The sequence below is a fragment of the Streptomyces griseiscabiei genome, from assembly GCF_020010925.1.
GTDB classification, from domain to species: Bacteria; Actinomycetota; Actinomycetes; order Streptomycetales; family Streptomycetaceae; genus Streptomyces; species Streptomyces griseiscabiei.
Genome location: NZ_JAGJBZ010000002.1, coordinates 3,393,579 through 3,406,042 on the forward strand (window position 1 = coordinate 3,393,579; position 12,464 = coordinate 3,406,042).

Annotated in this window: 13 protein-coding genes; 5 read left to right on the forward strand and 8 right to left on the reverse strand. The window is 70.9% G+C overall.

All coding sequences use genetic code 11. The annotated features are described in order from the left end of the window. Nucleotides 1–8 precede the first annotated feature (8 nt). A complete protein-coding gene (locus tag J8M51_RS31825) occupies nt 9–200 on the reverse strand; it encodes a Rossmann-fold NAD(P)-binding domain-containing protein (protein WP_086754088.1) in 192 nt (63 codons plus the stop codon). A gap of 221 nt (nt 201–421) precedes the next feature. Here J8M51_RS31825 and J8M51_RS31830 point away from each other — a divergent pair, with 221 nt between their 5' ends. Continuing rightward, nucleotides 422–1,375: a helix-turn-helix domain-containing protein gene (locus tag J8M51_RS31830; protein WP_179202964.1), complete on the forward strand. Its 954-nt coding sequence runs from the start codon at nt 422–424 to the stop codon at nt 1,373–1,375. On the opposite strand, the gene J8M51_RS31835 is transcribed toward J8M51_RS31830, so the two are convergent. The 3 genes from J8M51_RS31835 to J8M51_RS31845 all read right to left on the reverse strand — a co-directional run bounded on the left by J8M51_RS31835 (nt 1,363) and on the right by J8M51_RS31845 (nt 5,015). Next, nucleotides 1,363–2,823 (reverse strand): aldehyde dehydrogenase family protein, encoded by a 1,461-nt coding sequence (locus J8M51_RS31835; RefSeq protein WP_086754085.1) that lies wholly within the window; start codon nt 2,821–2,823, stop codon nt 1,363–1,365. The two genes, J8M51_RS31830 and J8M51_RS31835, sit on opposite strands and share 13 nt — an antisense overlap. A gap of 56 nt (nt 2,824–2,879) precedes the next feature. Then, complete coding sequence (locus J8M51_RS31840; protein WP_086754083.1) at nt 2,880–3,986, reverse strand: NAD(P)-dependent alcohol dehydrogenase; 1,107 nt, start codon at nt 3,984–3,986, stop codon at nt 2,880–2,882. Nucleotides 3,987–4,175: 189 nt separating this feature from the next. Further along, nucleotides 4,176–5,015, reverse strand: coding sequence for an IclR family transcriptional regulator (locus J8M51_RS31845; protein ID WP_086754081.1), 840 nt, complete (start codon nt 5,013–5,015; stop codon nt 4,176–4,178). A 153-nt stretch (nt 5,016–5,168) separates the two neighbouring features. Here J8M51_RS31845 and J8M51_RS31850 point away from each other — a divergent pair, with 153 nt between their 5' ends. Continuing rightward, nucleotides 5,169–6,671, forward strand: coding sequence for an aldehyde dehydrogenase family protein (locus tag J8M51_RS31850; protein WP_086754079.1), 1,503 nt, complete (start codon nt 5,169–5,171; stop codon nt 6,669–6,671). A gap of 291 nt (nt 6,672–6,962) precedes the next feature. After that, entirely contained in the window at nt 6,963–7,121 is a 159-nt protein-coding gene (locus tag J8M51_RS31855) for a hypothetical protein (protein WP_236067103.1), read from the forward strand. Nucleotides 7,122–7,332: 211 nt separating this feature from the next. On the opposite strand, the gene J8M51_RS31860 is transcribed toward J8M51_RS31855, so the two are convergent. Beyond that, nucleotides 7,333–7,749 (reverse strand): hypothetical protein, encoded by a 417-nt coding sequence (locus tag J8M51_RS31860; protein WP_086754075.1) that lies wholly within the window; start codon nt 7,747–7,749, stop codon nt 7,333–7,335. 130 nt (nt 7,750–7,879) lie between these two features. Further along, nucleotides 7,880–8,476 carry a TetR/AcrR family transcriptional regulator gene (locus tag J8M51_RS31865; protein ID WP_086754073.1) on the reverse strand — a complete coding sequence of 199 codons (597 nt, stop codon included), beginning with the start codon at nt 8,474–8,476 and terminating at the stop codon, nt 7,880–7,882. A gap of 70 nt (nt 8,477–8,546) precedes the next feature. Here J8M51_RS31865 and J8M51_RS31870 point away from each other — a divergent pair, with 70 nt between their 5' ends. Next, a complete protein-coding gene (locus J8M51_RS31870; RefSeq protein ID WP_086754071.1) occupies nt 8,547–9,140 on the forward strand; it encodes a dihydrofolate reductase family protein in 594 nt (197 codons plus the stop codon). Between the two features lie 95 nt (nt 9,141–9,235). Here J8M51_RS31870 and J8M51_RS31875 read toward each other — a convergent pair whose 3' ends face one another. Together J8M51_RS31875 and J8M51_RS31880 are read right to left on the reverse strand one after the other, a co-directional pair. Then, entirely contained in the window at nt 9,236–9,673 is a 438-nt protein-coding gene (locus J8M51_RS31875; protein ID WP_086754069.1) for a glutaredoxin domain-containing protein, read from the reverse strand. Nucleotides 9,674–9,778: 105 nt separating this feature from the next. After that, the gene (locus J8M51_RS31880; protein ID WP_179202963.1) at nt 9,779–11,695 is read right to left on the reverse strand and encodes a pentapeptide repeat-containing protein; all 1,917 of its coding nucleotides are present in this window, start codon (nt 11,693–11,695) and stop codon (nt 9,779–9,781) included. Nucleotides 11,696–11,813: 118 nt separating this feature from the next. On the opposite strand from J8M51_RS31880, the gene J8M51_RS31885 reads away from it, so the two are divergent. Beyond that, nucleotides 11,814–12,401 carry a 3'-5' exonuclease gene (locus J8M51_RS31885; RefSeq protein WP_086754065.1) on the forward strand — a complete coding sequence of 196 codons (588 nt, stop codon included), beginning with the start codon at nt 11,814–11,816 and terminating at the stop codon, nt 12,399–12,401. The last annotated feature ends 63 nt before the right edge of the window (nt 12,402–12,464 follow it).

The following is a 12,464-nucleotide window of genomic DNA, read 5'->3' on the forward strand; positions in this document are numbered from 1 at the left end:
TCGGCGCATCAGCGCGCCGTGGCGCGGACGACGTCGGCCTTCTCGACCGTCTCGGTCCGGTAGGTGACGGCGCCTCCGAGCTGCTCGGACCGGATGAGTGCCGCGTCGTCCGGCGAGAGCGACTCGGGCCCGGTCGGGCCGTACGTCATGCCCGCGTGGTCGTCCGGCCGGGACGGCACCGCGTCGGCCGCGTCGGCCATGTCGTCCTCGCCGACGAGGTTACGGCGCCCCGGACGGTGTGGTCGCCGTGCACGGCGACGCCCGTGGCGGGCCGGTGAAACCGGTGACGACGGTCGTGGGGGAGGAGCCGGCGGTTGCTTCGGACATGTGGGGGGGGCTCCTTCTTCGGACGTTCCGTTTCCGCAGCGGCACGACCAACGTACGAAGAGCGCCGGGAGGAAGCCGGATAAACTTCCGACTGATGATGGCCAAAAAGCGACACGACTCCCCGCGCGAGATCCCGGAGATCCTGTTCGCCGCGCCCGCCGGCACCCCCGCCGGCATCGAGGTCATGTCGCTGGCCGAGCTACGGCGGCGCGTCCCCGAGCGCACCCTCGCCCGGCCCCAGCGGCCCGACTTCCATCATCTGCTCACGCTCACCGCGGGCGGCCTCCGGCACGTCGTCGACTTCGACGACCACGCACTGCTGCCGGCCTCCTGGCTGTGGGTGCGCCCGGGGCAGGTGCACCAGTGGGGCGACCTCGCCCGCGCCGAGGGCACTCTGATCCTCTTCCGGGAGGACGTGCTGGACCCGGCCACGGCGACAGCCGCCAGGGTCGACGATCCGCACGCACCGGTCGTCACCACTCCCGTCGCCGCCGACGCCGACGCGGTGACCCTGGCCGCGGACCATCTGCGCCATGAGTTCCAGTCGCTCGGTCATCTGCCGCTCGACCTGCACATCATGGCCCTGCGTCACCTGCTGGCCGTCCTCCTGCTGCGGCTGGCCCATCTCACCGTCCCGGTCGGCGGCCCCGCTCCGGAGCCCGACGAGACCTATCTGCGTTTCCGGGACGCGGTCGAACGGCACTTCACCGCCACCCGGCGGGTGGAGGACTACGCCCAGATGCTCGGCTACTCGGGGCGCACCCTCGCCCGGGCGGCCCTGGCGGGTGCCGGGCTCAGCGCGAAGGAGTTCATCGACCGCCGTGTGGTGCTGGAGGCCAAGCGTCTGCTGGCGCACAGCGACGAGAGCGCGGCACAGATCGCGGACCACCTCGGCTTTGTCACGCCCTCCCAGTTCAGCAAGTTCTTCATCCAGCGCGCGGGCCGTACCCCGATCGACTTCCGCCACGGGGTACGGGGGCGGGCCGAGGACCCCGGGCTGTCGGCGGGCGTCGTCCTGAGCCCGGGGCGGACGGCTCAGAAGGGGTAGTGGGCCTGCTGGGTCGCGATCGTCACCCAGCGGGTGTTGGAGAAGGCCTCCACACCCCACCGTCCCCCGAACCGGCCGTACCCGGAGGCCTTGACGCCCCCGAAGGGCGCGTGCGGCTCGTCGGCCACGGACTGGTCGTTGATGTGCACGATGCCGGTACGGACGCGGCGGGCGACGGCCAGTCCGTGGGTGGCGTTCTCGGTGATGATGCCGCAGGTCAGACCGTTGTCGGTGTCGTTGGCGACGGCTGCGGCGGTGTCGTCGTCGGTGAACGTCTCGACGACGCAGACCGGGCCGAAGGCCTCCGCGTAGTACAGGTCCGCCTCCTTGGGGACGCCGGTGAGCACGGTCGCCGGGTGCACCGCGCCCTCAGGGCGTCCTCCGCCGGTCAGCACGGTGGCGCCCTTGGCGACCGCGTCCTCCACCAGAGCGGCGACGCGGTGTGCCGCGGAGGCGGTGACCAGCGGGCCCACCACGGTGCTGGGGCGGGCGGGGTCCCCGGTCTGGAGGGAGGCGACCTTGGCGGTGAACTTCCGGGTGAACTCCTCGGCCAGTGACTCGTGCACGAGAACGCGGTCGCCGGACATGCAGATCTGCCCGGAGTTCATGAACACGCTGAAGGTGACGGCGTCGACGGCGTAGTCCACGTCCGCGTCGTCGAGGACGATCACCGCGTTCTTGCCGCCCAGTTCGAGCACGGCCGGCTTGAGGTGCTTCGCCGCGTGGGTGCCGATGATCCGGCCGACTCCGGTGGAGCCGGTGAAGTTCACGGCACGCACCCGGGGATCGGCGATCAGCGCCTCGGCGATCCCGGCGGCGTCCTCGCGCGCGTTGGTGACCACGTTGAGCACCCCGTCGGGCAGCCCTGCCTCGCGCAGTACGTCCGCGACGAGCAGTCCGCAGGCGATCGGCGCGTCCTCGCTGGGCTTGACGACGACCGTGTTGCCGGCGGCCAGCGGTGCGGCGACGGCCCGGACGCCGAGGATGACCGGCGCGTTCCACGGCGCGAATGCCGCGACCACGCCCAGTGGTTCCCGCACGGCCAGACCCAGCGCGCCTTCCTTCTGCGCGCTGAGGACCTCACCGCGCGGGGCGGTGATCGCGGCCGCCGCCTCACGCAGGATGTTCGCTGCCAGCGCCACGTTGAAGAACGCCCAGGGCCGGGTACCGCCGGCTTCGTGGGCCATGATCTCGGCCACCTGCTCGGCACGTCCGTCCAGCAGGTCGGCGGCCTTGAGGAAGATCGCGCGGCGGGCGAACGGCGCGAGCGCGGCCCATTCGGTGAACGCCGCGTCGGCGGCGTCCACGGCCCGGGCGACGTCCTCGGGGCCGGCCGCGGCGACGGTCGCGTAGACCTCGCCGGTGTAGGGGTTGATGTCCTCGGCGGTGCGGCCGGAGAGGGCGGGGACGTCCTTGCCACCGATGTGGAGGTCGCGGGTGACAGACATGAAGGGCTTCTTTCGGTGAGGCGCGGTCGTGGGCGGGATGTCGGGACGCGCGGGGCTCAGGCGGGCATGCGGACGATGGGCTTGATGACATCGCCGGCGTACGACGCCTCCAGGGCCTGCTCGATCTGGTCGAAGGTGAACCAGGTGACGAGGCGTTCCATGGGGAAGCGGCCCTGGCGGTACAACTCGATGAGCGCGCCGATGAGTTGGGTGCTGCGACCGCCGCCGCCGAGGACGCCGACGATGCGCTTGCCCCACAGGGTGGTGAGGTGGTCGAGGGTGAATTCGGCTCCGGCCGGGGCGCCGCCGATGAGCGCGCAAGTGCCGAGCATGCCGACGGAGTCCGCGGCCTGGCGTACGACGGAGACGATGCCGGTGCACTCCAGGGCGTTGTCGGCGGGCCCGCCACAGATGTCGTGCACAGCGGCGACGGGGTCCGTGTCGGCGGCGTTCACGGTGTGTGTGGCGCCGAGTTCCGCCGCCAGCTCCAGCCGGGAGGTGTGCCGGTCCACCGCGATGATCGTGGTCGCGCCGCTGTTGCGGGCCGCCATGACCGCGGCGAGTCCTACCGATCCGGTGCCGTAGATCACCAGACTGGAGCCGGTCCGCGGGCGCAGGGTGTTCAGCACGGCGCCGGCTCCGGTGGACAGCCCGCAGGCGAGGGGGCCGAGCAGGTCGAGCGGGACGTCGCGGGGGACCTTCACCAGGCTGGTGGCCCGGGTCAGGGCGTGTGTGGCGAACGAGGACTGGCCGAAGAAGTGTCCATGGAGGGCGCCGCCGCCGGGGCGCCGCAGGGCGGAGACCCCGGTCCCCGGCCGGACTCCGCCGACGAGGAGTTCGCCGAGCCGGGCGCAGTAACGGGGTTCGCCGTCCAGGCAGTTGCGGCACTCGCCGCACCAGGGCCAGCCGATCACGACGTGGTCGCCCTCCGCCACCGACGTGACACCGGGACCCACCGCGGTCACGACGCCCGCGCCCTCGTGGCCGAGCACCCCCGGGGTGGGGAAGGGGAGATCACCGTGACGCGCCAGGCCGTCGGTGTGGCAGATGCCGGTGGCCGCGATCCGTACGAGAACCTCGCCGGCCTCCGGCTCGTCCAACTCGACGTCCTGAAGCAGGAACGGGCCGTCCTGCTCCTCGAACACGGCGGCTTGTATGAGCATGGCGGCCTCCCGGGCCCAGGGAACAGCGCTGTTCTCCTGGTGAAAATGAATCCACGGACTGTGGCGGCGCGAGTCTGCGCCCGTCCGGAGCCGGTGTCAATGAAACGAGACCGTACTGTTCCGTATGTAGGGACTAGTGATCCGGATAATCAAACAACATCATCTGAGATCCCTCGCGATCCCTCGCGATCATGGCTGGGGCCGATGACCGAGCCGGGTGGAGATCTCCGTCGTGGCGCGCCGCAAGGGGGCTTCCAGGCGTGGCATGACGGATTCCACCGAGGCGTTCCACACCGTGAGGTGCATCGCGATGTTGACCGCGGCCACCACCACGCCGGAGCGGTCCCTCACCGGTGCGGCCAGCGACCGCAGCCCGGGCGCGAGTTCCTCGTCGTTCAGCGCGAACCCAGTACGCCGGACGCGTGCCAGCGCGACCATGAGCTGTTCCCGCGCGGTGATCGTCTTCGGCCCCCGCCGGGCGAGATCGGTGCGATCGACCAGGTCACGCAGTACGGCCGGCTCCTGGTGTGCCAGCAGGACCTTGCCCATCGAGGTGCAGTAGGCCGGCAGTCGGGAGCCGACATGCAGATGGAGCCCCATGGCGAAGGCGCCCGCGCGAGCGCTGCGCCGCCGGTCGACGTACACGATGTCCGGGCCGTCGAGCACGGCCATGCTCACGGTGTACCCCGTCCCGTCCGACAGGGCCTGGAGGAACGGCCCGGCGACACGGGTGATCTCCATGGAGTTGATCGCCGCGAAGCCGAGGTCGACGACCCTGGGCCCCAGGGAGTACTTCCGGGAGTCCGGATCTTGTCGCAGATAGCCGAGTTTGGCGAGTGTGGCCACGTACCGGTAGGTGGTACTGCGATTGAGGCCGACCGTGCGCCCCAGGTCGGAAATGCCCAGCACGGGGCGATTCTCGCTGAACGAGGAGAGGATCAGCAGCCCGCGTTCCAGCGACTGGGAGAACCCCGCGGCGGCCCCCTTCGGAGGCTCGTCGGATGCCGACGGCGGTGTCCGTGAGGTCATGCCGCATGGTAGCGCCGGCTGTTTCACCTATTCGAACGCCATGTTGACTACCGTGACAACCACTCCTGCCTTCCCCCTCCCCTTGCTACCCGTCGGTTACCATCTGCGGCGGCAGGGGGGTACTCCCCGGTCGTCGAAGAGGGAGATGACCAGGTGAGCGTTCCCGACCCCACGGCGACGGACACGGGCCGACCGGCTCGTCCGGTCACGGTGCGCCACCACATCGGTGGCGCGTGGACCGAACCGCTGGGTGGCGGAACCTACCCCGATCACGATCCGTGGACCGGAGCCGTCATGGCGACGGTCGCCGCGGGGGACGCGGAGGACGCCCGCCGGGCGGCGGACGCCGCCCAGGCGGCCTTCGCCGGATGGGCCGAGGCGCTGCCCGCCGAGCGACAGGGGATCCTCCTGCGCGCGGGCGACATCCTCGACCGCCGCCGCGAGGAGGTCGTCGACCTGCTGACGAGGGAGACGGGCTGCGGCCGCCACTACGCCACGGTGCAGGTGGACTTCGGCGTCGCGTTGCTCCGACAGGCCGCCGGACTTCCCTACGCCGCCGTCGGACAGGTGTTGCCCTCGGACATCCCCGGGACCCGGGCGCTCGCCGTCCGCCGGCCCGTCGGAGTCGTCGCCGCCATCGCCCCGTGGAACGCCTCCCTGGTGCTGTCCGGACGTAGCGTCGTCGGCCCGATCGCCCTCGGCAACACGGTGGTCCTCAAGCCGTCGGAGGAGTCCCCCCTCACCGGAGGCACCCTCTGGGCGGAGATCTTCGCCGAGGCCGGGCTCCCGCCGGGCGTCCTCAACGTGATCACCCATGCTCCCGGCGATGCCGGCGCCATCGCGGACGCGCTCCTCTCCCACCCCTCGGTGCGTCGCGTCAACTTCACCGGCTCCACGCCCACCGGCCGTCGGCTGGCCGAGACCGCCGGCCGCCACCTCAAGCGCGTCGTCCTCCAGCTCAGCGGCCAGAACCCGCTGCTCGTCCTCGCCGACGCCGACCTGTCCTACGCGGTCGACGCCGCGATCTACGGCGCGTTCGTGCACCAGGGACAGGTGTGCATGTGCGCCCGCCGGATCTACGTCGAGCGACCGATCGCGGAGGAGTTCACACACCGCTTCACCAAGAAGGCGGCCGCGCTGCCCGTCGGAGACCCGCACGATCCGCGCACCGTGGTCGGGCCGGTGATCAACAAGTGGGCGCTGTCCCTCCTGGAGCGCCGTGTCGAGGAGGCCGTCTCGATGGGCGCCCGCCTCCTGACCGGGGGAGTGGCCGCACCGCCCTGCTACCCGCCCACCGTCCTGACGGACGTCCCCGAGGACGCAGAACTCGCCTTCGACGAGACCTTCGGCCCGGTCGTGATCCTGGAGACGGTCGACGACGCCGACCACGCGGTGGAACGCGCGAACGCCTCCCGCTACGGGTTGACCGCGGGTGTGCTGACCGGCGGCGCCCATCGTGGGCTGGACATCGCCCGCCGCCTCCAGGCGGGGACAGTGCACGTCAACGATCAACCCGTCAACGACGAACCGAACATGCCCTTCGGTGGCGTGAAGGACAGTGGCTGGGGCCGCTTCGGCACGGGCTTCGCGGCGGAGGAGTTCACCGAACTCCGCTGGATCACACTGCGCGGAGAGCCCCGCGACTTCCCGTTCTGAACGGATCAGGACCACGCGTCGATGGTCCGGCGCCACGACGGCTTGCTCGACTTGGGCAGCTTCGTGAACGGCACGACGTCCTGGTCGTCGCCGGAGTGTTCGCCGCCGTACGGGACAGATGACGACCGGGGCACAGGACGTACGGGGGCGGTTGAACCTACGTATTCGGCTTCGATTACGTAGTTCTACTGGCGCCTTCGGAAGCCGTCGTTGGGAGACTCGCCCCATCGACAGCCCGGCTGAACAGGGGAGAGTCCTCCGTTGGTTTCCACGATTCGTGTCCTTCTGGGCATGCTCCTGCTCGTGGCGCTGGTCATCGGCGCCATCGCCCTGCTGCTGGCCATGGAGGCCGGTGCCACCTGGTTCACGATCGTTCCTCTCGGCATCCTCACGGGCGGCGCGACCGTCCTCCACTCGCTCGGTTGGTTCAACAAGAAGGTCCGTGACTGACCGCCGGCCACAGATCCCGAGGGTCAGGCCGTGAGGCTCTCGCGTACCTGGCGGGCCACGCGGAAGGCGCTCTCGACGGCGCCGGCGCAGGGTTCCCCGGCCCGGCCCGGCCCGGCCCTCGCCGTACGGCCCGACAGGTCCCGGCACCCCCACCGGCCTGTCGGGGAGCCGCCGCCACAACCGGCGCCGCGGGCAAGCCGCCCGGCGAAGGCTACGACCCGGCGATCTCCTGCCGGAGTTGATGGGTGAAGCGGCGCAGGAGGTCCAACGTCTCTCGGAACTCCGCCCGGCGGTCGTCCCTGCCTTCGGTGGGCCGGGTGCCCCAGACCCGGCGCGCGAGAGCGTCGGCGAGGTCGACGGTGTCGCTTGAGCAGAGCAGGTAGAGGGCCGAGCGTGCTTCCTGCAGTCGGTCCGCCAGCTCGTTGGCACCGGGACCGTCGTCACTCAGCTGGGTTTCCTTCAGATGGTCCAGCAGCTGAACCACGGCCGTGCTGAAGCCGATCCCGGCTTTGAGCTTCTGTTCGCGAAGCCACATGTGGTCCTGCCGGCGCGCGGTGAACCACGAACCGAACACCACCCCCATCAGGCCGATGGCGGCCCCGATGGCCACGGACACGATGTTCTCCACGGTCGACTCCCCCCGACGAACGGCGACGCCAGGCTACAGAGATCGTCGGAGGTACCGGACCGGCTCGACAGGCACGCTCGCTCGCTCACCTGTCGGGGTTTCGGATCGAGTCGTCTGCTCCGCTGCTCCGCTACCCCGCTGCTCCGCTCTGCTCCGCCGCCACGATGCGTTCCACCGCGGCTGTCACCAGTTGTTCACGCTCGGCCTCCGTGAACACGTCCGGCAGGGTGAGCTGTTCGACGATCAGCCAGTTCAGCGTCAGCATGAGCAGCTTGACGGCGGTGGCGTCGCCGGGGAGGCCGGACGCCTCGTGATAGGCGACGTTGGCGTCGACGTCCGCCCTGACCCGCTCGGTGAGGACCTTGCGCAGTTCGGGGCGCCGGGTGGCTTCCAGTCGGAGTTCCAGCAGCGCGAGGTAACCGGTGCGGAAGGAGGCGACGCGGCTCACGAGTTCGCGCATCAGCACGACGTAGGTCTCCCGGTCGCGGCCGGCCGTCCGCTGGCGGGCGATCGTGGCCTCGTCGGGCTGGAGTCGCTCGTAGACCCGGGCGCCGGCCTGGGTGAGCAGGTCGTCGCGGCTGGCGAAGTAGTTGGACGAGGTGCCGACGGGCACGGCGGCCTCGGCGTCGACGGCGCGGAACGTCATGCCGCGTGCGCCTTCCCGGGCCAGTACCTCGATCGCCGCGTCCACGAGGGCAGCGCGCCGCTGGTCGTTCCGTCTCACCATTGACACCACTCCAGGTGTAGTACTACGTTCAAACCACTTCAAGTAGAGTACTACGTGTTGGGGGACCAGTATGCGAAAGCTCGTCTATTACGTCGGCGTCTCGCTCGACGGCCGCATCGCCGGCCCCGGCGGCGAGTTCGACTTCTTCCCGCAGGGCGACCAGCAGCAGGCCACCGCCTACGCGGCCTGGACGAACGCGCTGTACCCGGAGACCGTCCCGACCGCCTACCGCGCTGCCGCCGGTGTCGCCGACGCGCCCAACCGGCGTTTCGACACCGTCGTGATGGGCCTCGGAAGCTACCGCCCCGCCCTCGACAACGGGATCACCAGCCCGTACGCGCATCTGCGCCAGTACGTGGTGTCCAGCACCCTCGCGCCGGACACCGACCCGGCCGTCACCGTCGTGCCGGGCGATCCGCTCGCCCTCGTCCGCGAACTCAAGGGCGAGACGGGCACCGGCCTGGACATCTGGCTCTGCGGGGGCGGCCGGCTCGCGGGCACCCTGTTGCCCGAGATCGACGAACTGCTGATCAAGACCTACCCGGTCGTGGCCGGTGCCGGAATCCCGGTGGTCGACGGCGCCTTCGACCCCACCGCCTTCGACGTCGCAGAGCGCACCGCCTTCCCCAACGGTGTCACCCTCACCCGCCTCACCCGCCCCTAGGGAGAAGGCGTCCGGATCACCGGGCGGACCGGACGAAGACGCCCGCGTTGTGGACCCGGGCCCGTGGGCGCTTCTCCGGCGGGAGAGGTCTCCGATCACGTCGTGGGGGAGAGGCGTTCGCGCACCCATGCGGGATCGGGGTTGGTGTGGGGCCGGCCCGCCACGACGACGGTCGGCACGGTCTCGTTGCCGTCGTTGGCCGCCCGCACCGCCGCGGCTCCTTCCGGGTCACGCCAGATGTTGACCCAGTGCGCCCGGCGGGCCCCGCGGCCCAGCCGGAGGCGCAGTCGCATGCAGAACGGGCAGCCGGGACGCCAGTAGACGATCGGTCGGCCGTCGGCCGCGCTGCGGCGCTCCGCCTCCCGTGCACCGATCGACCTCGGGAAGATCAGGGGTGAGGTGATGCCGGCGAGTGTGAGGAACACCAGCAGGAGCACCCCGCCCGAGCCGGGGCTTCCCCTCAGGAACTGCCCGGTCGCGAGGGCTGCGCCGCTGAGTGCGAGCAGCGTCGGCGGGATCCAAATGCGCATCATGAGGACGCAGGCTATCGCCGAGCCGAGCCGGACAGAGCCGAACCGCTCCTCGAACCAGGCCGACCCGCCTGACTGTCCGCAGGACGTCGAGGCAGCCGTCGTGGGTCAGTCCGCTTCGAGTGCGCCCAGGAGAAGGGTGATGACGCGGGTGGCGGCGGACCATCGCTCCGGGGTGAGTTCGGGAAAGTGCTCGGCGACGGAGGGCGGGACGGGGGAGTCCTCGATCCGCGCCGCCACGTCGGAGACCAGGATGTCGGTGCCGGCGATCCTCAGCCCTGCCCTCTCCCGCTCAGGGGCGTACGGGGGCCCCGGCACCGTGCCGTACTCCAGGTGCTCGACGCAGGCGAGATTGTCGGGGGTCTCCGAACCGGCCGTCAGGAGTGCCTTCCGGAAGCCGGTGGTGACGTCGGCGGGGGCCGAGGTGCCCCTGGCTCCCAGCAGCATCCGGACCAGATCCTGGGCGGCTCCGGTCGCGCGTACGGAGTCGTCCGTGTGGAAGACGCAGTGCCGCAGCATCCAGTGGGAGAGCCGCGCACCGGAGAAGTCGGCCGGGCCGTGGAAGGAGGCGCGCCCCTCCCGCGTGTGGGGCAGGCTGAACGACACCTCGCCGAACGAGGCGCCCGCGAACGACGTCCTGCCGTGGAACTGCGTACCAGTGAAGTCCCCGTGAGCCAGCCGGCATCCGCTCGCGTCGAAGTCGACCAGTGTGGCTCCGGAGAGCCGTAGACGTATGTCCTCCCAGAAGGGCCGGTCGGCGGCGGGGCGCGTACGGTCGGCGAGCAGCCGCTGAGCGTCCCGCCGGGTTCGTGCTTCGCCGAACTGGGAGGGGGTGAGCGCGAAGACGTCGGAGGTGACGTCGAAAGCGGGCGGCGTCCGCAGATACGCGCAGACGTGGTCCACCACACGCTGCCTGAACCGGGGGTCGGTGTCCCCGAGTTCGCCGAGGATGCGCAGTCCCGTGAGACGGACCTCGGGGTCGGCGTCGGCGAGATGGCGGTGGTACGGAGCGACGGACTCGTCGGGGATCAGGTGCCTGTGGCTCGCCTTCTCGGCCTCCGGCGCTGCCGAGGTCCAGCCGAGGGGCCAGACCTGTTCCTCGGCATGGGTGGTTCCGGAGAGCCTGGCGCCGGTGAGGTCGACCGTAGGCTGCACAAGATGGACCCGTCCACCGAAGACGGCCCGCTGGAACAGCGCCGCACCGCCGAAGCGCGCCTTCCAGAACCAGGCGGCCCTCTCGAACCGGACGTCAGCGAACGACACCCGGCCGCTGAACCGTGCCCCGTCGCCGCCCTCCTCCCAGCTCTGGTAGTCCTCCTCCAGCACGGCCAGGGGCCAGAGCGGGTCGTCCTCGCCGCGCTCGTCCCAGGCGACGGGACGCCATGTCTCGACCTCCTCCCACGCCGCCTCGTCCTCGGGCAGCGCCTCCTCGCCCCGGCCGAACCAGGCCGTCCCCTGGAAGCGGGCGCCCGTGAAGTCGGCGCCCGCCCGGAACCTCGTACGCCCGAACACAGCCGTGTCACCGAACCGGACACCCGTGAAGCACGCGTCGCCCTCGAAGACCGCCCTCTCGAACAGGGCTTCCCCGGCGAAGCGAGCGCCGTCGAACACACCCGCGCCACGGAAGTGGGCGTCCGCGCAGCGGACCCGCCCGAAACGACAGCCGCTGAAGTCGACGTCCGGCAGTACCGCGCCGGTGAGGTCGATGTCGAGGTCGATTGTTGGGGCCTCGTCCGTGACCGGACGTCGGCGTGCCAGGTTGGCGAGCAACGCAGCGGCCGCATCGGCCGCGGCCGTGGGCGATGCAGCCGCTGCCTCCGCCCCCAGGCCGACGGAACTGCCGCCACATCTCCCGACCGCGCCCCGCAGGTAGCGGCACACGACGTCGGCCACGGGGCGCCGCTGCGCGGGATGCTCCTGGGCCAGTACCTCCAACTCCCGCAACGCGGCGCGGTGTGCGTCGATGTCCGGCCCGGCCAAGCGCTCGGCGGCAGACTGACACACCTCGGAGACGTCCGCCCGCATGCTCGTTGTCTCCCGGTCTCGCTGTTTCCCTGTCACGGAACAAACAGAACACGAAAGCCGGTCGTCGGCGGACATATTGAGGTGCGTGATCCAGGTGCGTATCCCTACCCTCGGCTCCATGCACCAGGAATCCGCCCTGCTCAACGTCATCGATGTCGAAGCCACCTGCTGGGACGGGCAGCCGCCGCCCGGCTCGGTGAACGAGATCATCGAGATCGGTCTGACGGTCGTGGACGTGACGGCACGGCGCCGAGCCTCCCGCCACCGTGTCCTGGTACGCCCCGCGCGGTCGGCGGTGAGCGACTTCTGCACCGAACTGACCGGACTGACACAGGCGGAGGTGGAGCGGGGCGTCACGTTCGCGGAGGCGTGCCGGATCCTGGTCGAGGAGTACGGGGCGGGCGAGCGCCCCTGGGCGAGCTGGGGCGAGTACGACCGCCGGCAGTTCGCCCGGCAGAGCCAGGCCGACGGAGTGGCCTACCCCTTCGGCTATCCGACGGAGCGCACCCACACCAACGCCAAGGGTGTGTTCGCCGAGTCCTACGGGCTGCGCAGGAAACCCGGCATGGACCACGCCTTGCAGATCGCCGGACTGCCGCTCGAAGGACGCCATCACCGAGGCGAGGACGACGCGTGGAACATCGCCGCCCTCGTCCTGGACCTGGTGGACCGCGGGGACTGGCCCGCCACGCCCGCGACCGCCTAGAGGTTGTGGCGCGCCCGAGGAGTCGGCGACCATGGAACAGGTCGGCCTGACACGGCCGTCGGC